The 21,630-nt window shown below is 73.4% G+C and carries 17 protein-coding genes and 1 pseudogene; 5 read left to right on the forward strand and 13 right to left on the reverse strand.

What is annotated here, in order from left to right; translation table 11 throughout:
* Nucleotides 1-83 precede the first annotated feature (83 nt).
* The 3 genes from BM064_RS09205 to BM064_RS09215 all read left to right on the forward strand — a co-directional run bounded on the left by BM064_RS09205 (nucleotide 84) and on the right by BM064_RS09215 (nucleotide 5,268).
* Entirely contained in the window at nucleotides 84-2,468 is a 2,385-nt protein-coding gene (locus BM064_RS09205; RefSeq protein ID WP_092859473.1) for a CaiB/BaiF CoA-transferase family protein, read from the forward strand.
* Nucleotides 2,469-2,488: 20 nt separating this feature from the next.
* Entirely contained in the window at nucleotides 2,489-3,997 is a 1,509-nt protein-coding gene (locus tag BM064_RS09210; RefSeq protein WP_092859474.1) for an acetyl-CoA acetyltransferase, read from the forward strand.
* Nucleotides 3,998-4,107: 110 nt separating this feature from the next.
* On the forward strand, nucleotides 4,108-5,268 hold the full coding sequence (locus BM064_RS09215; protein WP_092859475.1) for an NADH:flavin oxidoreductase/NADH oxidase: 1,161 nt from the start codon (nucleotides 4,108-4,110) through the stop codon (nucleotides 5,266-5,268).
* A 42-nt stretch (nucleotides 5,269-5,310) separates the two neighbouring features.
* On the opposite strand, the pseudogene BM064_RS28435 reads toward BM064_RS09215, so the two are convergent.
* The 12 genes and pseudogenes from BM064_RS28435 to BM064_RS09275 all read right to left on the reverse strand — a co-directional run.
* A pseudogene (locus BM064_RS28435) lies at nucleotides 5,311-5,892 on the reverse strand (alpha/beta hydrolase); the annotation flags it as partial.
* A gap of 221 nt (nucleotides 5,893-6,113) precedes the next feature.
* A complete protein-coding gene (locus BM064_RS09225; protein ID WP_092859476.1) occupies nucleotides 6,114-6,749 on the reverse strand; it encodes a DUF1190 domain-containing protein in 636 nt (211 codons plus the stop codon).
* Between the two features lie 116 nt (nucleotides 6,750-6,865).
* Nucleotides 6,866-8,062, reverse strand: a complete 1,197-nt coding sequence (locus BM064_RS09230; RefSeq protein WP_092859477.1) for a glutathionylspermidine synthase family protein — start codon at nucleotides 8,060-8,062, stop codon at nucleotides 6,866-6,868.
* Between the two features lie 256 nt (nucleotides 8,063-8,318).
* Nucleotides 8,319-9,083 (reverse strand): GntR family transcriptional regulator, encoded by a 765-nt coding sequence (locus tag BM064_RS09235; RefSeq protein WP_177236198.1) that lies wholly within the window; start codon nucleotides 9,081-9,083, stop codon nucleotides 8,319-8,321.
* An 85-nt stretch (nucleotides 9,084-9,168) separates the two neighbouring features.
* The gene (locus tag BM064_RS09240; protein WP_092859479.1) at nucleotides 9,169-10,935 is read right to left on the reverse strand and encodes an AMP-binding protein; all 1,767 of its coding nucleotides are present in this window, start codon (nucleotides 10,933-10,935) and stop codon (nucleotides 9,169-9,171) included.
* Nucleotides 10,932-11,159: an acyl-CoA carboxylase biotin carboxyl carrier protein subunit gene (locus BM064_RS09245; RefSeq protein ID WP_092859480.1), complete on the reverse strand. Its 228-nt coding sequence runs from the start codon at nucleotides 11,157-11,159 to the stop codon at nucleotides 10,932-10,934. The genes BM064_RS09240 and BM064_RS09245 overlap by 4 nt, the downstream gene beginning before the upstream one ends.
* A gap of 73 nt (nucleotides 11,160-11,232) precedes the next feature.
* Complete coding sequence (locus BM064_RS09250; protein WP_092859481.1) at nucleotides 11,233-12,804, reverse strand: ABC transporter substrate-binding protein; 1,572 nt, start codon at nucleotides 12,802-12,804, stop codon at nucleotides 11,233-11,235.
* Between the two features lie 148 nt (nucleotides 12,805-12,952).
* Nucleotides 12,953-14,497: an acyl-CoA carboxylase subunit beta gene (locus BM064_RS09255; protein ID WP_092859482.1), complete on the reverse strand. Its 1,545-nt coding sequence runs from the start codon at nucleotides 14,495-14,497 to the stop codon at nucleotides 12,953-12,955.
* 109 nt (nucleotides 14,498-14,606) lie between these two features.
* On the reverse strand, nucleotides 14,607-15,914 hold the full coding sequence (locus BM064_RS09260) for a TRAP transporter large permease (RefSeq protein WP_092859483.1): 1,308 nt from the start codon (nucleotides 15,912-15,914) through the stop codon (nucleotides 14,607-14,609).
* Between the two features lie 34 nt (nucleotides 15,915-15,948).
* Nucleotides 15,949-16,452 (reverse strand): TRAP transporter small permease, encoded by a 504-nt coding sequence (locus BM064_RS09265; RefSeq protein ID WP_092859484.1) that lies wholly within the window; start codon nucleotides 16,450-16,452, stop codon nucleotides 15,949-15,951.
* A 72-nt stretch (nucleotides 16,453-16,524) separates the two neighbouring features.
* Nucleotides 16,525-17,664, reverse strand: a complete 1,140-nt coding sequence (locus tag BM064_RS09270; RefSeq protein WP_092859485.1) for a type 2 periplasmic-binding domain-containing protein — start codon at nucleotides 17,662-17,664, stop codon at nucleotides 16,525-16,527.
* Between the two features lie 15 nt (nucleotides 17,665-17,679).
* On the reverse strand, nucleotides 17,680-18,336 hold the full coding sequence (locus BM064_RS09275; protein WP_092859486.1) for a flavin reductase family protein: 657 nt from the start codon (nucleotides 18,334-18,336) through the stop codon (nucleotides 17,680-17,682).
* Nucleotides 18,337-18,530: 194 nt separating this feature from the next.
* Between BM064_RS09275 and BM064_RS09280 the strand changes: the two genes are divergently transcribed.
* Complete coding sequence (locus tag BM064_RS09280) at nucleotides 18,531-19,421, forward strand: IclR family transcriptional regulator (protein ID WP_092859487.1); 891 nt, start codon at nucleotides 18,531-18,533, stop codon at nucleotides 19,419-19,421.
* 21 nt (nucleotides 19,422-19,442) lie between these two features.
* Nucleotides 19,443-20,237, forward strand: coding sequence for an enoyl-CoA hydratase/isomerase family protein (locus BM064_RS09285; protein WP_092859488.1), 795 nt, complete (start codon nucleotides 19,443-19,445; stop codon nucleotides 20,235-20,237).
* A 243-nt stretch (nucleotides 20,238-20,480) separates the two neighbouring features.
* Here BM064_RS09285 and BM064_RS09290 read toward each other — a convergent pair whose 3' ends face one another.
* Complete coding sequence (locus tag BM064_RS09290; protein ID WP_092859489.1) at nucleotides 20,481-21,614, reverse strand: acyl-CoA dehydrogenase family protein; 1,134 nt, start codon at nucleotides 21,612-21,614, stop codon at nucleotides 20,481-20,483.
* Nucleotides 21,615-21,630: the final 16 nt, after the last annotated feature.

Below are 21,630 nucleotides of genomic sequence, written 5' to 3' on the forward strand. Positions count from 1 at the left end.
GGCTCCTGTGCATTTTCCGGACGGAGGTCGTCCGTAATTCTGGTCTCGAGACGCCAGACTGCGACAGCCGGGGAGACGCCGCAATGACCCCTGAAGACGCCGGCCCGCTGCAGGGCCTCGAGGTTCTCGACCTCCTGTCCGGGCCGATGGCCGCCATCGGCCGCGCGCTGGCCGACCTGGGCGCGCGGACCACCCGGATCGAGCCGCCGGGCGGCCAGCCCGACCGGCCAGCGCCGGGGGACGATCCGCTGCGCGGCCTCGCCTTCGCGGTGCGCAACGCGGGCAAGGGCTCGGTCGTGCACGACCCCGAGGACGCGGGCGACCGCGCGCGGCTGGCGGCGCGGCTGGGCGCGGCCCATGCGGTGCTGCTCGACCTCGGCCCCGACGCGCGGCTGCGGCTCGATCCCGACGATCTGCGCGCGCGGTTCCCGGGGCTGGTGGTGGTCGGCGTCTCCGATTTCGGGATGACGCCCGGCTTCTCGCGCTGGCGCGCCGCGGACCCGGTGATGCACGCGCTCTCGGGCTCGCTGTCGCGCTCGGGGATCGAGGGGGCGGAGCCCCTGATCCCGCCCGGGCGCATCGCCGAGGGTTCGGCCGCCTCGCAGGCGCTGATGCTGACGCTGGCCGCGCTCTACGCCCGGATGCGGCGGGGCGGCGGGGCGCTGCTGGACATCGCGCTGGTGGACGGGGCGGCGCTGGCGCTGGACCCGGTCTTCGGCATCGCCGGCGCGGCCGGCGTCGCCGCCGCGCAGGGCCTGTCTCTGGAAGAGATCCCCCGCCCCCGCCCGCCGGTCGGCGCCTTCTACCCGATCCTGCCCTGCGCCGACGGCCGCGTGCGGATCTGCGTGCTCTCGCCGCGCCAGTGGCAGGCGATGTTCGCGTGGATGGGCCGCCCCGCGGCCTTCGCCGACCCGCGCTTCGCCCAGACGCGGGTGCGCTTCGAGACGCCCGCGCTGAACGCCGCCATCGCCGCCTTCTTCGCCGACAAGACCCGCGCCGAGCTGGAGGCCGAGGGCGGCGCCCGCGGCGTCCCCGTCGGCGCGCTCCTGACCCTCGACGAGGCGCTGGCGACCGGCCACGTGGCCGCGCGCGGGGCCCTGACCCGCGTGCCGACGCTCGACGGCGGGACCGCGACCCTGCCCGACGGCGTGGCGGTGATCGACGGCCGCCGCGCCGGCCCCCGTCGCGGCCCGCCCGCCCTGGGCGAGGCCCTGCCCGACGCCCCCGCCGCCCCCTTCCCCGCCCCCGAGCCCGCCGCCCCCGGCGCCGGTCCGCTGGCGGGCCTGAAGGTGCTGGACCTCGGCGTGATCGTGGTGGGGGCGGAGCAGGGGCGGATCCTCGCCGACCTCGGCGCCGACGTGCTGAAGGTGGAATCGCGGGCCTTTCCGGACGGGACCCGCGCCTCGATGGTCGGCGTGCGGATGACCGCCAGCTTCGCCGTCGGCCATCGCAACAAGCGTAGCCTGGGCCTGAACCTGCGCGCGCCCGAGGGCCGGGCCCTGTTCCTGCGCCTCGCCGCCGAGGCGGACCTGGTGCTGTCCAACTTCAAGCCCGGCACGATGGAGAAGCTGGGCCTCGGCCCCGAGGCCCTCTCCGCCGCCAATCCGCGCCTCGTCACGGTCGAAAGCTCCGCCTTCGGCGACGTCGGCCCCTGGGCGGGACGCATGGGCTACGGCCCCCTGGTGCGCGCCAGCGCCGGGCTGACGGAGCAGTGGCGCTACCCCGAGGTCGAGGACGGCTTTTCCGACGCCGTCACCATCTACCCCGACCACGCCGCGGCCCGCTTCGGCCTCGCCGCCGCGCTGTCGCTGCTGATCCGCCGACTGCGCACCGGGCGCGGGGGGAGGGCCTCGATCAGCCAGGCGGAGGTGATGTTCGCGCATCTGGAGGTCGACATCGCCCGTCGCGCCGCCGGCCTGCCCGAGCGCGCGCCCGGCGCCCCCTGGGGCGTGTTCCCCTGCGCCGGCGAGGACGCCTGGTGCGCCGTGGCGGTCGGGACCGACGCCCACTGGGCGGCCCTCGCCCGCGCGCTCGGCCGGCCGGAACTCGCCTGGGATCCGGACCTCGCCGCCGCGTCGGGCCGCCTCGCCGATCCCGCCGCCGCCGAGGCGCCCCTGCGCGCCTGGCTGGCCGGGCGCTCGCCGCAGGAGGCGATGGCCGACCTGCAGGCCGCGGGCGTGCCCGCCGGCGCCATGCTGCGGCCCGTCGACCTGCCCGAGTGGGCCGAGCGTCCCGGCCGCGGCCTCTATCGCCGCGCCCGGCACCCGCTGGTGGAGCGTCCCTATCTCGAGGAAGCCGCCCCCGCCCGCGTCGACGCCTGGCCCGCGCCCCCCTCCCGCCCCGCCCCGCTGGCGGGGGAGCATTCGCTCGAGGCGGCGGCCGAGTGGCTGGGCCTGCCGCCCTGCGAAACCGCCCGCCTCCTGCACGAGGGGGTGCTGGAGGTCCCCGACGCCCCCCTCCCCGCCTGACCGTCCCCAAGGAGCCCCCCATGACCGACCCCGCCCGCATGCCCGTCATCGTCGGCGTCGGCCAGATCAACGACCGGCCCGACGACCCCGACGAGGGCCTCGATTCGCTGGGCCTGATGGCGCAGGCCCTGCGCCGCGCCGCCGCCGACGCGGGCGGAGAGGGCTGGCTGGCCGACCTCGACAGCCTCGCCACCACCGCCCAGATCTCCTGCCCGCAGCTCGGCGACCCGACGCCGGCGCTGGCCAGGGCGCTGGGGGCGGCCCCGGCGCACGTCTACACCACCCCCACCGCCAGCGGCGACGGCCCGATCCGCCTGCTGAACGAGGCCGCCAACCGCATCGGCGCGGGGGAGGCGAAGATCTGCGCCGTCGCCGGGGCCGAGGCGCTGCGCACCGCCGCCCACCTGACCCGCAAGGCGCTGGCCGAGGGGCGCGAGCCCCCCTACAAGCCCGTCGCCGAGGTCGCCGCCGCCGCCGCCTCGCCGATCCGGCGGCGCTACGGGCTGCTGGCGCCGGTGGACGTCTACCCCCTCTACGAAGCCGCCACCCGCGCCGCCTGGGGCCAGAGCCTGGCGCAGGCCCAGGCCGAGACCGGCGAGATCTGGTCCCGCTTCGCCCAGGTCGCCGCCGCCTCCGACGGCGCCTGGATCAAGCGCGGCGCCACCGCCGAACAGATCCTGGAGGCCGGCCCCGACAACCGCCCCATCGCGCACCCCTACCTCAAGCTGATGGTGGCGAATTCCTCGGTGAACCAGGGGGCGGGGTTCATCGTGACCAGCCTCGCCGAGGCGCGGCGCCGCGGCGTCCCCGAGGACCGCCTGATCCACGTCGGCGCCGGCGCCGCCGGCCACGAGCCGGCCGACCCGCTGACCCGCGAGGGCTTCGACGCCTCCCCCTCGATGGCCGCGGCCCTGACCAAGGCGCTGGAATTCAACAACATCCAGCCCGGGGAGCTCGATCACGTCGAGCTCTACTCCTGCTTCCCCTGCGTGCCCAAGATGGCCCGGCGGATCATCGGCTGGCCCGCGGATCGCCCCGCCACCGTCTTCGGCGGCCTGACCTTCGGCGGCGGGCCGATCGGCAACTACATGGCCCACGCGGTCGTCGAGATGGTCCTCAAGCTGCGCCGCGAGGGCCGGCTGGGCCTGCTCTTCGCCAACGGCGGCTTCGCCACCAAGAACCACGCCATCGTCGTCTCGCGAGAGCCGATCCCCGGCGCCGCCTTCCCCAGGGACTTCGACGTCCAGGCCGAGGCCGACGCCGCCCGCCGCCCCGCCCCCGAGCTGGTCGAGGAAATGCCCGGCCCCGCCCGCATCGAATCCTTCACCGTCCTCTACGACCGCAAGGGCGCGCCCCGCTGGGGCGTGGTCGTGGCCCGCAGCCTCGACGGCGCGCGGCGCTCCGTGGCCCGGATCCCGGCCGAGGACGCGGCCGGGATCGCCTTCCTCACCGACGGCGCGGTGGAGCCGGTCGGGACCGAGGGCGTGATCGAGCCCGCCGGCGACGGCGACCAGGTCTGGCGACGCTGACCCCGGGTCCCCCGAGTTGACAGCTGTCAACTCGCGGGCCTCTGATCGCCGCCGGCCCTCGAAGAGGCCCCAGGACAACGACACGCCGGCCCGGCGCCGGGGGAGGATCCATGACCACACCGCTGCTGTTCACGCCCCTCGAGCTGCGGGGCGTGCGCCTGCGCAACCGCGTCGTCGTGCCCCCGATGCTGCAATACAAGGGCGAGGCCGGCCTGCCCGTGGACTGGCACGCGATCAACGTCGGCCGCTTCGCCGCCGGCGGCGCGGGGCTGGTGTTCGTCGAATCCACCAAGGTCGAGCGGCGCGGCGCCGGCACCGTGGGCGACCTGCTGCTGTCCGAGGACCGCTTCGTCGAGCCGATCTCCCGCCTCGCCCGGGTGATCGCCGAGAACGGCTCGGTCCCCGGCATCCAGCTCGGCCACTCCGGCCGCAAGGCCCGCGGCCGCTTCCCCTGGCAGCAGCGCGGGCCGCTGGAGCGCTCGCCCGAGATCCCCGATTTCGACGCCTGGGAGCCCGTCGCCCCCAGCGCCGTCCCCTTCGCAGAAGGCTGGCCCGCGCCCCGCGCGCTGGAGCTGTCGGAACTGCCGGGCGTGATCGACGCCTGGGCCCAGGCCGCCCGCCGCGCCCACCGGGCCGGCTTCGAGGTGCTGGAGCTGCACGTCGCCCACGGCTTCCTGCTGCATTCCTTCCTCTCCCCCCACGCCAACCGGCGCGAGGACGCCTACGGCGGCTCGGAGGCGAACCGGATGCGCTTCCCGCTGGAGGTGATCGAGGCCGTCCGCGCCCAGTGGCCGGAGGACAAACCCCTGTTCCTGCGCCTGTCGATGGAGGACGACGCAGGCTGGGGGCCGGACGAGAACGTGCGCTTCGTGCGGGCGGCGAAGCCGCTGGGGGTGGACGCGATCGACTGCTCCTCGGGCGGGACGACCGACAAGCCGCCGAGCCTTCCCACCGTGAACACCTATGGCTTCCAGGTGCCCTGGGCCGCGAAGCTGCGGCGCGAGGCCGAGATCCCGACCATGGCCGTGGGCCTGATCATCCACGGCGACCAGGCCGAGCGGATCCTGCAGGACGGCGACGCCGACCTGATCGCGGTGGGGCGCGAGTTCCTGCACAACCCCAACTGGGCGGTCGACGCGGCGCTGAAGCTGGGGCTCGACGGCTATGACGTCGCCCCGGTGCAGGCCGGATGGTGGCTGTCGCAGCGGGCCAAGCGCGGGTTCGGGGGCAATCCCTCGACCTGGCAGACCGGGCGCGCCGCGGACGACTGAGAGAGGGGGCGCGAGGGCGGCGTTCTGCGTGCAGGCGGGCGAGGCGAAGTCGCCGTCGGTCGCCGGCGTGACCAGAAGCGGGCCCGAGAGGACAGGCCCCCCGCGGTCGCGCGCGTGCTGCGCGGCCGAGGCCGCCAGCTGGCCGCCCGCGCTCCCCCCCGCGACGGCGAACTTGCCGGAGGCGGCCCCCAGCGCCTCCGCCGATTTCGCCGCCCAGTCGAGCGCGGCCACCGCGTCGAAGCCGGTGGCGAGCACGATCACCTCGCGCTCATGCAGGCCCTTGGCGGTCTCGACCCCGGTCGCGGCGATGCCCTTGATCGGATCCTTGCGCAGGTCGACCAGGCTGACCTGGGGCTGGTTGAAGGTGGCGTGGCAGCCGTCGTCCAGGCAGGGGCGCTTCGAGGCGATCGGATGGTCCGTCGGGCGCAGCGCCTCGGCGGACTCCGGGTCGTCGACGATCTCGCGGATCTTCTCGCGGACGAACCCGGCCAGGGTCTCGTTGGCCTCCCGGTCGAGGAGCGTATCGGAGAACCGGGCGAACATCGGCTGCAGCTCGCCGGCCTGCCCGACACGCTCGTAGCGCCGCGGGCGGTCTTCTTCCGGGACGGTCTTCGTCTGCTCCATCGCCGCCGGCCCCGGCACGCCGAGGCGGCTGCAGCGGGGCGCCTGCCGGCAGGCGCCGGGGTCCTCGCGGAAGACGGCGATGCGGTCCCCGGTTGCGGATCAAGCCCGGACAAGCGCCCCCCGGCTGCGAGAGGCCGATACGTCAACGGTAACCCCGCCCGTCCGCCCCGGGATCAGGCGCGGAATGGGGCGGGGGAGGGACGCGCGGCGGGGGCCCCGGCTCAGCCGCCGAAGCCGCCGAAGCCGCGGCCGGTGGCGGCGGAGCGGGCGGCGCCGAAGCCGCCGGCCTGGGTGACGGTCGCCCGGGTCATCGGGGCCGCGATCGCGGTGGTGCGCGGCGCGGCGAGGGTCGAGGCGAAGCCGCGGGTCACGGCGCCGGGCCGGCCCGAGAAGCCGGTCCGCGTCCCGTTCGTGGTGAACCAGCCGCCCGAGCGCGCCTCGCGGTAGAGGGGGCGGCCCGCCGCGTGGGACTGCCCGCCGCTGAGCATGCTGCCCATCATGTAGCCCATCATGAACGGCATGAAGGAGACGCCCGCGTGCTGGGGATCGGTCTCGCCCCCGACCTGCTCCGGCCTGCCGCAGACGCCGGCGCCGTGCTCCTCCTCGCACAGCTCCAGGCTCTCGTAGCGCGGGGCGGCGACGGCGTGCTCGGCGACGGCCTCGGCGAAGGCCTCGTCGCAGTCGGCCTCGCTGAGCTGCGCCGAGACGACGGCGCCGCGGTAGCACTGCTCCTTTGTCTCGAAGAAGGTCAGGTCCTGCTCCTGCTCGCAGCCGGCGAGGGCCAGGACGAACGCGGCGCCGGAGCAGCCCTTCAGGGCGGCCCTGGCGGATCGGGAACGCTTGCGGGTCTGGGTCATGGGTCGGTCCTCGTCAGGGTCGAGATCTGGGGCCTGCGCCGCCGGAAGGGAGGGCGGCGCGGCGGGGTTTCGCGGTCGGGTCCGGAGATCGGCTCCGGGAGGGGCGGGTCCGGGGCTCAGTCCCGGATGAAATGCGGCTTGAAGCGGCTGAGGTCCTGGGTGATGCGGCCGTCGTCCTCGCGCACGCCCAGGCCCACGCAGGTCTCGCCCACGATCCAGGCGCCCAGCACCGGGCGGGCGCCGTCGAAGACCGGCAGCGGCGCATAGGCCTGCACCACCACCGGGTGGCGGTCGTAGTCGCGATTGGCCGAACGCTCGGTGGTGCGGCCGCGCTCGACGATCTCGACGCCGGCGCCCTCGCGCGAGAAGATCGGCTTGATCACATGGCCGCGCTCGAGCTGCCCGCGCGCGCGGTCGAAGGCGGCGTTCCCGCCCTGCATCTCGTCGGGGAAGAAGGCGGGCAGCAGGTTGGGGTGGCCCTCGAACAGCCGCCACAGCACCGGCAGGATCCCCTTGTTGGACAGCAGCGCCTTCCACGCCGGCTCGATGAACCGGCAGTGCGCCCCGGCGATGCGGTCGGCGAAATCGTCGAGGAGGATGTCCTCCCACGGGTAGAGCTTGAACAGGGTCCCGATCACCCGGGACTCGTCGTCGGCGAACTGGCCCGTCGCGGTCACCCCGATCATGTCGAGGGGGACGTAGTGGGCGACCATCCCCGCCTCCTTCGCGATCCAGGCGAGGTATTCGACGGTGGCGAAATCCTCCTGGTGGCCGCGGGCCGAGGCGAAGTGGACGGGCGTGCCGGGGGGCAGCATCGCGCGGAAGCGCTCGACCAGCGTCTCGTGGAGCAGGTTGAACTGGTCGGGCTCGGCGCAGGGCAGCGCCCCGGCGGCCTGCATGTCCTCGAGCCACAGCCACTGGAAGGAGCCGGCCTCGTAGACCGAGGTGGGCGTGTCGGCGTTGTATTCCAGCAGCTTCGCCGGCCCGGTCCCGTCATAGGCGAGATCGAAGCGGCCGTAGAGCGACGGCTCCCGCGCGCGCCAGCTTTCGGCGACGAGGTCGCGGTGGGCGTCGGGGATGCCGAGCCGCTCCATCAGCTCCTGCGACCCGACCACATGGGCGACGGCTTCGAGGCACAGGGCGTGCAGCCCGGTCGCGGGGTCCTCGACGTCGTCCTCGATCTGGCGCAGGGAGAAGGCGTAGGCGCTGCTCTCGTCCCAATAGGCCTGCCCGTGCATGGTGTGGAACGTGAAGCCCAGGGCCTCGGCCTTCTCGCGCCAGTCGGCGCGGGGCGCGACCGGGATGCGCTGCATCGTGCGTCCTCGCTGCGGAGGCCGGACGGCGCCGCGCCTGCATCAGGCGCGCCGCGTCGAGGGTCCTCCCATATTTTCGTCTTTGCAGGACCTTATAGGCGCTCGCCCCCCGGGCGGCCAGTGACGCTCGCGAGAGCGGGGGCCCGGCCGGGTTTCGCGGGGAGCTCCGGCGCCCGCGACGGCGTCGAGGGGCCGGGTCGCGGAATCGAGCGCGGAGGGCGCGCCCGTCCCGCCCCCGGAAGCGGTCGCGGCGGCCTCAGCCCTGCGGGGCGGGGGCGCGCGGGCCGGCGAGGGCGGGGCGGGCGCGGGCGTCGGGGCGCGGGCCGGCCAGCGGGCCGGGGCGCATCCGGCGCAGGGCCTCCAGCGCGCCCTCGCGCCCCTCCTCCATCCACAGGCGCACGCTGCGCTCGGCCGCGTCGGGGCGGCGGGCGCGCAGGGCGGCGAGGGTGTCGGCGAACTGGTCGGCGCGGCGGCGGCGGATCTCGGGGGTCGCCCCCTCCAGCGGGATCTTCCACAGGGTCGTCCAGAAGGAGTGGTCGTTGAGCTCCGCCCAGATCTGCTCGGCCAGCTCGTTGCCCCCGGCCCGCACCAGGGCGTGGCAGGCGCGCCCGAGCGCGAAGGCGATCGCCGGGGGATCGCCCTCGGGGCCCTCGGCGGCGGCGCGGATCTCGGCCAGGCGCCGCTCCAGCGCCGCCAGCAGCCCGGGCGAGGGGTCGCGCGCGGCGTGGCCGGCGGCATAGGTCGCAAGCGCGATGCGCACGCCATACTGGTCGGCGACGGATTCGAGCGTGATGCTGCGCACGAAGGCGCCGCGGCGGGGCAGGATGTCGACCAGGCGGCGGCGCTCGAGGATGTGGAACGCGTCGCGCACCGGGCCGCGGCTGACCGAGAAGCGCTCGGCGACCTGCTGCTCGATCAGGCGGTCGCCGGCGCGCAGGCGGCCCTCCATGATCGACAGGCCGCAGGCGTCGGCGATCTGCTCCGCGATCGAGCGCGGGGCCCGCCTGTTCGCCCTGTTCAATCGCATCGCATCCCGCCTCGAAACCGCTTCGCCCGCATCCTGACGCCGGCCGGATCGCGTCGCAACCCGGCCGGCGCCGGCCGTCTCAACCGCCGGCCAGTTCCGCCAGCAGCCCGGCCTTGAGCTTGTATTTCTCGACCTTGCTGGTGGGGGTGGTGGGCAGCGCCTCGACGATCCGGATATGCCGGGGGCGCATGTACTTGGGCATCACCTGCGCCGCGTGGGCGCGCAGCGCCGCCTCGTCCAGCGCGGCGCCGTCGTGGGGCTCGACGAAGACGGCGATGTCGTCCTCCTCGCCGTCGCGGGCGGGCACCGGCACGGCGGCGCAGGCGCGCACGCCCGGGTGGCGGGCCATCGAGGTCTCCACCTCGAAGGAGGACACGTTCTCCCCGTGCACCCGGAAGAAGCCGCCCATGCGGTCGATGAAGACGTGGCCGTCGCGCGCGGGATCCACCAGCTTCACCGCGTCGCCGGTGTGGAACCAGCAGTTCGCCATCACCTTCAGCGTCGCCTCGGGCTTGTTGAGATAGCCCTCCAGCAGGATGCCGGGGACCCGGGGGCGCAGGCAGAGCTGGCCGACCTCGCCCGGCGCCACCGGCCGGTCGGCCTCGTCCAGCACCGCCACCTCGTAGAGCGGCGAGGGGCTGCCCATGATGCCCTTGGGCAGGTCCTCGCGCCCGTCGTAGAGGATGCGCCCGGTTTCCCGGGCGCGCTCGCGCAGGGTCTGCTTGGGCAGGCCGCGGCGCCATTCGGGGTCCTTCGCCTCGCCGTCGGGAAACTCGTCGATGACGGCCGAGAAGACGTGCCCCGCCTCGGTCTGGCCGAAGCCCACGGTCATGAAATCGATGCCGAAGCGGGTGGCGAAGGCGTGGTGCTGGGCGCTGTAGGGCTGGATGTGGATCTTGCGCAGGGGGTGGGCGCGGTCGGCGTCCGAGGGCGCCTGCGCCATCAGCCGCGGCACCATCACGTCGAGCAGGATGCCCGCCGTCGCCCCGACCTCGTGGACCCGGTCCCAGAAGCGGGTGGGGCTGAAGCGGTCCCATAGCCCCACGGTATTGCCGTTCCAGACCGCACGGCACAACATGTAGTAGGCGCCGCCCACGTGATAGAGGGGCAGGTCGCAGTAGATCACGTCATCGGGCGCATCGAAGCGGCGGATCATCTGCGTGTACTGGTTGATCCAGCGATAGCTCTGCAGCACGCCCTTGGCGGGCCCCGTGGTGCCGGAGGTGTAGATGATCGAGCAGGGGTCGGAGGGGCTGCGCTCCACCTGCGGGGGCGGATCGTCCCGCTCCAGCGCGTCGAGGGGCAGCGCGTCGGGGGCGAGGCGGGCGACCAGCGCCGCCTGGTCCGCCACCGCGCCATGGGCGCCCGGCGCGGGGACGTGCAGGACCATGCGCTCGGCCCGCCAGTCGTCGGCGATGGCGTCGAGCGTCTCGAGGAAGCTCGTGTCGGTGATCAGCAGCCGGGGGTCCGCGTCGGAGAGCTGGTAGCTCAGCAGCGCCCCGGTGAGGTTGAAGTTCACCGGCGCGAAGATCGCCCCCGCCCGCCAGATCGCGAACATCGAGAGCGCCGTGAGCAGCGAGTTGCGGGTCAGCACCGCCACCCGGTCGCCCGGCCGCACGCCCGCGTGGGCGAGGCCGGCGGCCATCCGCTCCGACCGCCGCTTCGCCTCGCCGTAGGTCACCTGCGTGCCGTCCTCGCCGTAGTGCAGGAACACCTTGTCGGGATGGGCGGCGGCGGCCTCGTCGAGCTTGTCGAGCACGATCTCCCCGTCGCGCTCCAGCAGGTCGAGGAGGGCCGCGGCCTCGGCGGCGCGCGCCTGCGCGGGCGTTCCGGCCGCGGCGGTCATTCCGCGCGCTCCAGCGTGGCCAGCGGCTGGTCCTCCTCGATCATGTCGTCGAGGGCGACGTGGATCGCGCGCAGCGTGCCGGCGGCGGGGCTGGCGACGGGGATCTCCATCTTCATCGCCTCGATGGTCGCCACGGTCTCGCCCGCGGCGACGGCGTCGCCCGGGGTCTTCAGGATTTCCAGCACGCGGCCCGCGGTGTCGGAGCGCAGCACGTCCTCGGTCATTCGATGGTCTCCAGCGAGGGGTGTTCGAGGGTCGGGGGCCGCCCCCGGCCGCTGCGGCCGGGGGCGGCGGGGGTCAGCTGGCGGCGAGCGAGACGCCGCGGAACTTGGGCTTGCCCAGCAGGTTGGGCTGGTAGCCTGTCACGGCGCTGCTGGAGGCGTCGACCTCGTAGGCGACCGCGATGGGCACGCTCAGCGCATGTTCCATCGCGATGCGCTGCACGTCGGCGAGCGCCCTGGCGCGGGCCTCGATCTCCTGGCTCTCGCGGCTGGCCTGCAGCGCCTCGAGGAAGCCCTCGGGCGGGGCGACGCGCCCGGCGTTGTAGAACGAGCTCTCGGAGTAGAGCAGCGCGTAGGTCAGCGTCGGGTCCGGCCGGCCGGTCCAGTAGGACAGGTAGACGTCGCCGAAGCGCTCGGGACCCATGAAGCGGTTGGTGACGTCGGCCACGGGCCCGTTCACGAAGCGCCCGGTGATCCCCACCGCCGACAGATGCTCGAGCACCACCTCCGAGCGCTGGACCGAGGCCTGGTCGTGCATGCCCAGGAAGGTCAGCTCCAGCCCGCCCTCGAAGCCGGCTTCCTTCAGCAGGGCCCGGGCCTTGTCGGGGTCGTGGACCATGTGGCCCGCGGCGGCCTCGGACCAGGCCCAGTGGGCCTGGGGCAGGACCATGCGCGCGGGCTCGCCCACGCCCGCCTGGGTGGCGGCGACGAAGGCCTCGCGGTCGAGCGCATAGCCGATCGCCTGGCGCACCCGCACGTCGGCCAGCGGCCCGCGGGAGCTGTTGAAGTAGAACTTGTGCACCCGCAGCGTCGGCCCCTCGTAGAGCTTGAGCTGGGGCATCCGCTCGATCAGCGCCTTCTGCTGCTCGGCGAGGAGGTAGGCGAGGTCCGCCTGCCCCGACTGGATGGCGCGGAAGGCGGTGGCCTTCTCGGTGATGATGCGAAGCTCGATCCGGTCGACCCCGGGCGCGTCGGGGCGCCAGTGGTCGGCGAAGCGCTCGCCCTTCACGCTGTCGGCGTCGGTCCAGGAGACGAAGCGCCAGGGGCCGGTGCCGACGGGACTGCGGCCCATCTCCCCCTCGGGATCGTCGCCCAGCGCCCGGGGCGAGACCATCAGCCCCGCCCGGTCCGACAGGATCAGCGGCAGGGCGGTGTCGGGCGCCTTCAGGCGGATGGTGACGGTATGGGCGTCCGTCGCCTCCACCGCCTCGATGTTGGCGAGGTCGTTGCGCACGTTCGAGACCTGCGCGCCGCGGTTGCGGTCGAGGTTGAACTTCACCGCCGCCGCGTCGAAGGGCGCGCCGTCATGGAAGCTGACCCCCTGCTCCAGCGTCAGGACCAGGGTGGTGGGGTCGGGGAAGTCCCAGGCGCTGGCGAGGCCCGGGCGGGCGGCCAGCGTCTCGGGGTCCCAGTCCACCAGGCTGTCGTAGAAGCAGTAGAGGAAGGTGTGATCGGTCCCCGAGGAGCCCACGGCGGGGTCGAGGCTGGAGGGGTTGTGCCCCGAGATCACCCGCAGCGTCGTCCCGTCCTGCGAGAGCGCCGCCCGCGGCAGCCCCATCGCCGCGAGCCCCGCGGTCCCGGCGAGCCCCGCCAGCACCTGCCGGCGTCCCGGCCGCCATCCCGGCGGCGTGTTTCCCGTGCGCGTCATGACGTCGATCCTCCCATGCGGCGCCCCGCCGTCGTGTCGCGGCGGTTCCGTGATGCGCCTTGTCGGCCCGGCCGGGTCTCGGGCGGCGGAGCGGCCGGGCGGGCCCCGCCGTCCCGGCGCGGTCGGCGCCGGGAAGCTTGATCCGGGATCAGGGCCGGGCGCGGGTCCTCGGCGGCTCGCGCAGGTTGAGGCGGTAGGCGAGCTCGGCGAACTCGCACAGCAGGGGCCGGGTCTCGCAGGGATCGACGATCTCCTCGATGTTGAAGGCCTCGGCGGTGCGGAACGGGTCGCGGTACTTCTCGAGCCCCGCGGTCAGCTCCTTCAGCCGGGCGGCCCGGTCGGGGGCGGCGTCGAGGTCGCGGCGGAAGGCGGCCTCGACGCCCCCCTCCAGCGGCAGCGAGCCCCAGTCGCCGCTGGGCCAGGCGTAGCGGAAGCGGAACCGCTCGGGGTTCATGTTGGCCGCCCCCGCCACGCCGAAGCATTTTCGAATGATCACCGAGCACCAGGGAACCGTCGCCTGGTAGACGGCGGCCAGCGCGCGGGAGCCGTGGCGGATGGTGCCGGCCTGCTCGGCGTCGAGGCCGATGCGGAAGCCGGGGATGTCGACGAGGTGGACCACCGGCAGGCGGAAGGTCTCGGCGAAGTCCACGAAGCGGGTCACCTTCATCGCCGTGTCCGCCGACCAGGCCCCGCCGTAGATCATCGGGTCGGAGGCGAGCACCCCCACCGCGCGCCCCTCCAGCCGCGCCAGCGCGGTGATGGACGAGCGTCCGTAGCGCGGCGCCATCTCCATCACCGAGCCCGCGTCGAAGACCGCCTCCATGATCTCCCGCATCCGGTAGACCTTGCGCCGGTCCGGGGGGACGACGGAGGCGAGCGCCGGCTCCCGCCGGTCCGCGGGGTCGTCGCAGGGGGCGCGCGGGATCTCCTCGCCGCTGGCGGAGGGCAGGTAGCCCAGGAAGCGGCGCACGGCGGCGAAGGCGCTCTCCTCGTCGGGGACCACCAGGTCGGCCGCGCCCGCGCGCTCGTGGATGCGGGCGCCGCCGAGCTCGTCCTTGCCGAGGTCCCGGCCCGTCGCGCCGCGCACCACCGGGGGGCCGGCGATGAACATGTGCGACATCCCCTCGACCATCACCGTCAGGTGGGCCGAGACCGCGCGGGCCGAGGCGATGCCGGCCACCGAGCCCAGCACCAGCGCCACCACCGGCACGGTCTCGAGACTGGCGACCACCGAATCCCAGCCGGGGTTCATCGGCACGTAGGTCCGCCCCAGCGCCTCGGTCGTGCGGACCGAGCCGCCGGTGGCGTCGATCAGCCGGATCATCGGCAGGCGCAGCTCCAGCGCCATCTTCTCGGCCTGGACCACCTTCTCGTCGATGGTGGCGTCGGCGGCGCCGCCGCGCACGGTATTGTCGTCGGCCGCGATCACCACCGGCCGCCCGTCGATCCGCGCCCGCCCGAACAGGAAGTTGGAGGGCGAGAACCCGGTCAGCCGGCCGGCTTCGTCATATTCGGCCTTGCCGGCGACCGACCCGATCTCGCGGAAGCTGCCCGGATCGCAGAGCTGGTCGATGCGCTCGCGCACCGTGAGCTTGCCGCGGCCGCGATGGCGCGCGACCGCCTCCTCGCCGCCCATGCGCGCGGCCAGCGCGCGCCTGCGGCCGAGCTCGTCGAGCCCGCTGCCTCCATCCATGGCGTCCTCCCCGGCGGGCGGCCTCTTCAGCGGGCCGACCTTCCATAAGGGAACGGAACCATCCTGGACGGTCGATTGTCAACAATTGTCCGTAGCGCCCGGCGCGGGATCACCCGATCAAGGCGGGCAGGAAGGTGACGATGGCGGGGAACAGAACCAGCAGCGCGCCGATGATCAGGTCGACGACCAGGAACCACACGATGCCGCGGAAGATGCCCGACAGCGGGATCAGGTCGCCGACCACGCCCTTGATGACGAAGACGTTCATGCCGACGGGCGGCGTGACCATCCCGATCTCGAGCAGCTTGGTGAGGAACACGCCGAACCAGACCAGCGACCAGCCCGCGTCGCCCACGATGGGCAGCACGATGGGCAGGGTCAGCAGCATCGCCCCGATGGGCTCGAGGAACATGCCCAGCACCAGGTAGATCAGCGCGACGCCGAGGATGATCATCACCGGGTCGGCGCCGAAGCCGGTCACCGCCTCGGTCAGGAACACGCCCGTGCCGCTCAGCGCCAGGAACCGGATCAGCAGCGCCGCCCCGCAGCCGATGATGAAGAGGGTGGCCGTGGTCATCAGCGTCTCGCGGATCGCATCGACGAAGGCCGACCAGCTCAGGCTGCGGCGGGCGAGCGCGATGACGGTCGAGAGGGTCGCGCCCAGGGCGCCGGCCTCGGTCGGGGTGAAGAAGCCGCCGAAGAGGCCGCCGAAGATCACCGCGATCAGCCCCGCGATGGGGGCCACGTCGCGGAAGGCGGCGAAGCGCATGCGCCAGGTCACCGCCTCCTCCACCCGCGGGGCGAGGGAGGGGTCGAGGCTCACCCGGATCACGATCAGGACCGCGTAGCCCAGCGCCGTGACCAGGCCCACCACCGCCCCGCCCAGGAACAGCTGGCCGATGGAGACCTGGGCGATCATCCCGTAGAGGATCATCAGGATCGACGGCGGGATCAGCGCCCCCAGCGTGCCCGCCACCGCCAGCGCCCCGGTGGCGAGCCGGGCGTCGTAGCCGTATTTCGTCATCTCCGGGATCGCGATGCGCCCCATCGCGGCCGAGCAGGCGACCGACGACCCCGCCACCGCCGCGAAGCCCGCCGCCCCGAAGATCGAGGCGATGGCGAGCCCCCCCGGCAGGGCCGAGGTCCACAGCCGGGCGAAGCGGAACAGGCCCGCCGTCAGCCCGGCCGCGAAGCAGACGTATCCCATCATCAGGAACATCGGGATCGAGCTCATCGTCCAGGTGGCGGCGAAGGTGTAGGGGACCAGCGACAGCGTCCCCCAGGCCGCCCGCTCGCCGCCCACGATCCACAGGCCCGCGAAGCTGACCGCGATCAGCGAGAAGGCGATGGGCACGCGCATCGCCACCAGGGCGAACAGGATCGCGACGCCGGTCAGGCCGATTTCGATGTTGGTCATGGGCGGAGGGTCCGGTCCGGGGCGTCGGGAGGGCTCATTTCGGGGGCGCGAGCCGGCCCAGCGCGTATTCCAGCAGGCGCAGGGCGCTGATCAGGGTCATCAGCGCGCAGCCCGCCGGCAGCAGGAAATAGCTCGGCCAGGTCGGGATCCGGGTCCCGAACTCGATCGAGAAGCTGTTGATCCTGAACTTGGTCAGCGCGTCGTGCGTCGCGGTCCAGGTCAGCAGGGCGAAGACCACCACCGCGATCAGCAGCGCGAAGCCCGCCATGTGATATTGCGCCCGAGGCGGCGCGAGATGGGCGGCGGCGTCCATCGAGATGTGCCCGTCCACCGCCTGCGCATAGGCCAGCGGCAGGAACGCGCAGGCGACCATGTAGTAGTCCGAGACGATCAGCGTGGTCCCCGGCAGCGGCCGGGCGAGGAACGGCCGGGTCACGACGTCCAGCGAGACGTGCAGCATCATCAGCACCACCGCGACGCCCGCGACGATCATCGCGAGGGCCAGCAGGCGGTTGGTCACGGCGAAGACGGTCTTCATCCGCAGGCTCCGGTCAGGTCGGACGGGGGAATGGGCGGCGGGCGGCGGCCGCGCGGGCCGCCGCCCCGGGCCTCAGTTGAAGCCGTAGGTCTCGTAGTCGACCTTGCCGAGCACCTCGGTCCACAGCAGCTCGGCCAGGGCGGCCTGGTCGGTGGGGTCGAGCGGGTCGGTCAGGCCCTTCCACTTCGCCAACAGCGCCTGGAAGGTCTCGGCCTTGGCCTGCGCGTCCTGCACGCCGTACTGCTCGGTGTAGAGCTGCACGATGGTGGCGACGTCGGCCCTGGTGAAGGCGGCGGTGGCTTCGGCGAGCGAGGCGTCGGGCTCCAGCACCTCGATCCCCATCTCGCGGGCCTTGGCGAGGTCGGTCTGCGCCTGACGCACGTAGGCCGTCGACATGAAGGCCGCCGTCTCGGCCATGCCGCGGGCCATCATCTCGCGCTGCTCGACGCTCAGGTCCGCCCAGTAGCCCAGGTTGAAGTGGCCGATGCCGGTGCCGCCGAAGGTGCCGCCGGGGACGGCCAGCGTGATGCCCTTCACCACGTCGAACAGCGAGAAGTTCGACATCTCGCCCACCGCGTTGACGGTGCAGTCGATCAGGCCCTGGTTCAGCCCGTCATACATCTCGTTGCCCGAGATCGAGGAGGCGGTGGCCCCCATCGCCTCGGTCCAGCGGCGGAAGGTGTTGGTGGACGAGCGCAGCACCTTGCCCTCGACGTCGGCCTTGCTGGCCAGCGGCTCGCGGCACAGCAGCGAGAACTGGGTGCCCGGCGCGGTGGCGAGATACACCTGGTTCTGGGCGGCGATCTGCATCAGGCAGTCGGGGCAGTTGAAGATGATGTATTCCATCATCGCCCCCGCCATCGCCGCCGCGATCGAGGTCGGGCGGCCGTCGATGTTGGCGGCCATCGACAGGTCCGCGGGGAAGTTCGCCTCCGAGAACTCGTTCTGGAAGTAGGGCGTCAGCACCATCGACACGTCCGCCACGCCCGAGGTCAGCCCCGGGGAGGCCTGGCGCAGGTCGAGCAGCGTCAGCGCGAAGACCTCGGCCTCGATGTCCGAGTTCGCCTCGACGTATTCGGCGAAATGGTCGTAGGTCGCGCCGATGATCGACTGCGCGGGATAGCCGTGGGCGATGCGCAGGCTCTGGGCGCCCGCGGGCGCGGCGACGAGGCCCGCGGCCAGCGCGGCGGCGAGGGTGAAGGTCCGTTTCATCAATTTCCTCCCGGTTCAGGCGTTCTTTTCCGCGCCGGCTTCGGCCGGTCGCGGCGTCCAGTCGGCCGGGTTCAGGCGGCGGAGCTGGAAAAGGTCGGTGGTGCGCGCGTACCAGCCCGGGTTGTGCAGGCGGGAGACGGGCGCGAGGGCCGCGGTGTCGACCCGCATCCGCTCGGCGTCGATCAGCGCGTCGCGGATGTGCATCGCCACCACCTCGCCCAGCGCGATGCCTTGGGCCTCGCCCAGCTCGATGGCCTGGAACAGGCGGCATTCGAAGGCGACGGGGGCGGCGAGGATCCGGGGCGCGGCGACCAGATCGCCCGGCGCGGTCTCGAGCCCGGCTTCGGTCAGCTCGTCGACCTCGGGGCCGAAGTCCATGGCGGCGATGTTCATCGCCTCCAGCAGCGGCTCGTCGACCAGGTGCACGACGAATTCGCCGGTGGCGCGGATGTTGGCCCAGCTGTCCTTGCCGGCGGCGGGGCCGCGCGGCTCGAAGCCCAGCGCCAGCAGCGGCGGGGTCGACTGGAGGCAGTTGAAGAAGCTGAACGGCGCCGCGTTGCGCCGGCCCTGCGCGTCGAGGCTCGTCGCCAGCGCGATCGGGCGCGGGGTCACGGTGGCGGTCAGCAGCTTGGAGCGGTCGCGCTCCGTCAGGGTCGCGAAGTCCAGCCGCACGGCCGCACCTCCTTGTCACGTTTCCTCTGGCGACCCGATTCCGGGTCTTTTTTGGCAGGCTAGTTTCACCAAGTGAAACATGCAATATACAAACGCAGGGATGACCCGCGACGCCGCGCCGGCGACGCCCCGTGGCGTCGCCGGCGCAACTGGGAGATGATGCCGGCGCAGCGAGGGACCGGCGGAAGGACGAGATGGCGAAGACAGGCAGCAAGGGCCGCGACGACGGCACGGGGGCGCAGCCGGCGCCGGGGCGCGAGCGCAAGGTCTCGCGCTCGGCGATGCCGCTGATCTTCGACGACGACGACCTGTCCGAGGAGCTGGGCGCCGACCGCAAGTTCAACTGGTCGCTGGCCCGGGGCCTCGAGATCCTGCGCGCCTTCTCGGGGGGAAACGCGTCGCTGGGCAACGGGGAGCTTGCGGAGATCACCAAGCTGCCCAAGCCCACGATCTCGCGGCTGACTTACACGCTCAAGCAGCTGGGCTACCTGCAGCTGAACGCGCGGTCGGGCAAGTTCGAGCCGACGCCCGCGATCCTGGCGCTGGGCTACCCGGTGATGTCGACGATGAAGATCCGGGTGATCGCGCGCGACTACCTCCAGCAGCTGGCGAACGAGGTCGGGCTGACGGTGGCGATCGGCGGGCGCGACCGGCTGGGGATGATCTACGTCGACGCCTCGCATCCCTCGACGATGATGACCCTGCGCCTCGACGTGGGCAGCCGGGTGGACATCGCCACCTCGGCGATGGGGCGGTCGTTCATGCACGGCATCTCGGCGCCCGAGCGCGAGCTGCTGCTGGGCGTGATCGAGCAGCGCGCGGGCGAGGGCTGGCCGAAGCTGCGCGACGCGATCCAGCGCAGCTTCGACGAGATCGACCGCCGCGGCTTCTGCATCGTCGACGGCGAGTTCCAGGAGGACATCCGCGGCGTCGGCGTGCCGCTGGTGGCGCCCGACGGCGGCACGGTGCTGGCGCTGAACGCCGCCGGCCCGCGCTTCGCCGCCACCCTCGAGACGCTGGAGACGGTGGTGGGCCCGCGGCTCGTGCACCTGTCGCGCTCGGTCGCGCCGATGCTCAATCGCTAGAAGAGACAACCGGAGGAAACCATGACCGCCGACCACGAGGCGCCCGCAGGCGGCGTCCGACGCACGCTGGAGAACGGGATCGGGACCCTGATCCTGGACAACCCCGCCGCGCGCAACGCCATGTCCGCCCCCCTGCAGGCCGAGCTGATCGAGGGGCTGCGCGTGCTGGGCGCCGACCCCGAGTGCCGGGTGATCGTGATCGCGGGCGAAGGCGGGCACTTCTGCGCCGGCGGCGACGTGAAGGGCATGGTCTCGCTGAACGGCGACAACGCCTACGGCAAGCTCCTGCACATGCAGGAGATGATCCGCGGCGTGGTCGAGGCGCCCAAACCGGTGATCGCGGCGGTCGAGGGCGTGGCGGTCGGCGGCGGCATGGCGCTGGCGGCGGCCTGCGACTTCGTGGTGGCCGCGCGCGACGCCCGCTTCGCCTCGGCCTTCGTGAAGATCGGCCTGATGCCGGATCTCGGCGCGATGTGGACGCTGACCATGCGCATGGGCCTCGGCCGCGCCCGCGCCTTCCTGATGTCGGGCGAGGTCATGGGCGCCGAGGCCGCGCGCGAGGGCGGCATGATCGAGGAGGTCGTGGACCCCGGTCAGGCCCTGCCCCGCGCCCAGGAGATGGCCGCGGGCTTCGCCACGATGGCCACCCGGGCGCTGGCGCGGACCAAGTCCTACATGGCCCGGATGCCGATGGGCTTCGACGAGGCCCTGAAGCTGGAGCCCGACGCCCAGACCGCCTGCATCATCTCCGAGGATTTCGCCGAAGGGCGCGCGGCCTTCCTCGAGAAACGCGCGCCGGTGTTCAAGGGGCGCTGAGGCGCCGCCCGGCCGGCGGGCGTCGCGCCCGCCGCAGGCGCGGCGCCGGAGGCCCCGGGCCGAGCCCGGGGCGCCCTCCCTGGCGGGCGCCCGGGACGGAGCGGGCCCCGTGGGACGCGCGGCCGGGGTTGGGGGCGGCGCATTGAAATGCGCCCTGCGCCTCCGTCCTCCTTTGCGCGCCAACGCCCCCGTAGGGCGCATTTCAATGCGCCATCCGCGCGCCGTCCGCCGCCCGCGCGGCGCTCAGAGCGAGCGGCCCACGATCTCCAGCATCACCTCGCTCGCGCCGCCGGCGATGCGCTGGTAGCGGCTGTCGGCCCACAGGCGCGAGATCGGGTATTCCTTCATGTAGCCGTAGCCGCCGTGCAGCTGCAGGCAGATGTCGAGCACCCGGTCCTGCATCTCGGTGCCCCACAGCTTGGCCATCGCGCCCTCTTCGGGCGTCAGCTCGCGCTCGATCTGGGCGGCGAGGCAGCGGTCGATGAAGGCGTGGCCGACCTCGATGTCGATGGCGCAGCGGGCGAGCTGGAAGCGGGTGTTCTGCAGGTCGAACAGCGTGCCGCCGAAGGCCTGGCGCTGCTTGACGTGCTCCAGCGCCCAGCCCATCGCGGCCTCGGCCACGGCGACGGTGTTGATGGCGATGATCAGCCGCTCCCACGGCAGGTTCGACATCAGCATGCCGAAGCCGCGGCCCTCCTCGCCCAGCAGGGCCGAGCCGGGCAGGCGCACGTCGTCGAAGAACAGCTCCGAGGTGTCGGCGGCGTGGGTCCCGATCTTCTCCAGCTTGCGGCCCTTGCGGAAGCCCGGCAGCGACGTGTCGACCAGGAACAGGCTGACGCCCCGCGCCCCGGCCGAGGGGTCGGTCTTGGCCGCCACCACCACCAGGTCGGCGGTCGAGCCGTTGGAGATGAAGGTCTTCTGCCCGTTCAGGACATAGCCGTTCCCGTCCCGCTTCGCCGTCGTGCGCAGCGCCTTCACGTCCGAGCCGCCCGAGGGCTCGGTCATCCCGATCGCCGCGATCGCCTCGCCGGTGGCCATCCGGGGCAGCCATTCGCGCTTCTGCTCCTCGGTCCCGTAGGTCAGCAGGTAGGGCGCGATGATGTCGGAGTGCAGGGACCAGCCCGGCCCGGTCAGGCCGAGGCGATACTGCTCCTCGAGCAGGATCGCGGCGTAGCGCTCGTCGACGCCGGCGCCGCCGTATGCCTCGGGGATCAGGGTGCACAGCCAGCCCTGCTCGCCCATCGCGCGCCAGGCCTCGCGCGGGACCTCTCCGGCGGCCTCCCACGCGGGGTTGCGGGGCAGGAACTCGGTCTCGAAATACTTGCGAACGGTGTCGCGGAAGAATTCGTGCTCGGGCTCGAACAGGGTGCGGCGCATCGGGGGGGGCTCCGGG

Origin of the sequence: Albimonas pacifica, assembly GCF_900113695.1 — a bacterium.
Taxonomy (GTDB): domain Bacteria; phylum Pseudomonadota; class Alphaproteobacteria; order Rhodobacterales; family Rhodobacteraceae; genus Albimonas; species Albimonas pacifica.

What these genes read in the sequence shown, in the direction of transcription:
- BM064_RS09230 (WP_092859477.1), bottom strand. Translation starts at nt 8,062, where the DNA reads ATGCAGCGCATCCCGGTCGCGCCCCGCGCCGACTGGCGCGAGAAGGCC.
- BM064_RS09245 (WP_092859480.1), bottom strand. Translation starts at nt 11,159, where the DNA reads ATGACCGAGGACGTGCTGCGCTCCGACACCGCGGGCCGCGTGCTGGAA.
- BM064_RS09290 (WP_092859489.1), bottom strand. Translation starts at nt 21,614, where the DNA reads ATGCGCCGCACCCTGTTCGAGCCCGAGCACGAATTCTTCCGCGACACC.
- BM064_RS09225 (WP_092859476.1), bottom strand. Translation starts at nt 6,749, where the DNA reads ATGACCCAGACCCGCAAGCGTTCCCGATCCGCCAGGGCCGCCCTGAAG.
- BM064_RS09265 (WP_092859484.1), bottom strand. Translation starts at nt 16,452, where the DNA reads ATGAAGACCGTCTTCGCCGTGACCAACCGCCTGCTGGCCCTCGCGATG.
- BM064_RS09215 (WP_092859475.1), top strand. Translation starts at nt 4,108, where the DNA reads ATGACCACACCGCTGCTGTTCACGCCCCTCGAGCTGCGGGGCGTGCGC.
- BM064_RS09260 (WP_092859483.1), bottom strand. Translation starts at nt 15,914, where the DNA reads ATGACCAACATCGAAATCGGCCTGACCGGCGTCGCGATCCTGTTCGCC.
- BM064_RS09285 (WP_092859488.1), top strand. Translation starts at nt 19,443, where the DNA reads ATGACCGCCGACCACGAGGCGCCCGCAGGCGGCGTCCGACGCACGCTG.
- BM064_RS09270 (WP_092859485.1), bottom strand. Translation starts at nt 17,664, where the DNA reads ATGAAACGGACCTTCACCCTCGCCGCCGCGCTGGCCGCGGGCCTCGTC.
- BM064_RS09210 (WP_092859474.1), top strand. Translation starts at nt 2,489, where the DNA reads ATGACCGACCCCGCCCGCATGCCCGTCATCGTCGGCGTCGGCCAGATC.
- BM064_RS09250 (WP_092859481.1), bottom strand. Translation starts at nt 12,804, where the DNA reads ATGACGCGCACGGGAAACACGCCGCCGGGATGGCGGCCGGGACGCCGG.
- BM064_RS09280 (WP_092859487.1), top strand. Translation starts at nt 18,531, where the DNA reads ATGGCGAAGACAGGCAGCAAGGGCCGCGACGACGGCACGGGGGCGCAG.
- BM064_RS09255 (WP_092859482.1), bottom strand. Translation starts at nt 14,497, where the DNA reads ATGGATGGAGGCAGCGGGCTCGACGAGCTCGGCCGCAGGCGCGCGCTG.
- BM064_RS09240 (WP_092859479.1), bottom strand. Translation starts at nt 10,935, where the DNA reads ATGACCGCCGCGGCCGGAACGCCCGCGCAGGCGCGCGCCGCCGAGGCC.
- BM064_RS09205 (WP_092859473.1), top strand. Translation starts at nt 84, where the DNA reads ATGACCCCTGAAGACGCCGGCCCGCTGCAGGGCCTCGAGGTTCTCGAC.